Below are 835 nucleotides of genomic sequence, written 5' to 3'. Positions count from 1 at the left end.
ACGCTACGTTGATATTATGTTTGCCTCACTCATTGCCAACGTATTGGCACTGGCAACCATTATTTTTTCAATGCAAGTGTATGACCGTGTTGTACCCTCACAGTCTATCCCGACTTTATGGGTGCTGGCAGGTGGTGTACTCATTGCAGCACTTTTTGAGTTTACCTTGCGTATATCACGGGTATATTTATCCGATATTATTGGTAAACGTGCTGACTTACGGGTGTCTGACCGTGTATTTGGTCATGCCTTACGCATCAAAAATAAAGACCGTTCAAAGTCTACCGGTAGTTTTATTTCCCAGATTCGTGAGCTCGAAGGTGTTCGTGAACTGGTGACTTCAACCACCATTAGTGCTATTGCTGATTTCCCGTTCTTTTTCCTTTTCCTGATCATTTTTGCGATTATTGGTGGAAAGCTATTTTGGGTGATGTTGCTGGTTGTGCCACTTATGATTTTGCCGGGTATTCTGGTGCAAAAGAAGCTAGCGCAACTCGCACAAGAGGGCATGAGAGAGTCTTCAATCCGTAACGCAATTCTTGTCGAAGCGGTGCAGGGTATTGAGGATATTAAACTATTGCGTGCTGAATCACGTTTCCAAAACCAGTGGAATCACATGAACGAAGTTTCAGCCGATATCGGGATGAGACAGCGTAAAATTGTTGGTACCTTAATGGCATGGACTCAAATGCTTCAAGGTTTGACCTATGCAATTGTGGTGTTGGTAGGATGTTTTGCCGTAATGGACGGTGAAATGACTACAGGTGCGTTAGTAGCTTGCTCCATTCTATCTTCACGTATGTTGGCACCTATTGCACAGATTACAGGTGTTTTG

1 protein-coding gene is annotated in these 835 nt (G+C 43.6%); it reads left to right on the top strand.

Translation table 11 applies throughout. From position 1 onward, the window contains the following. On the top strand, nucleotides 1–835 hold an 835-nt coding region (locus ACXM0J_RS18820; RefSeq protein ID WP_479750746.1), incomplete at both ends, for an ABC transporter transmembrane domain-containing protein.

This window comes from Acinetobacter sp. GRABPA_MV_2 (assembly GCF_056725885.1).
Note: the sequence above shows the minus strand (reverse complement) of the source record. Positions and strands in the feature narration are given on the sequence as shown.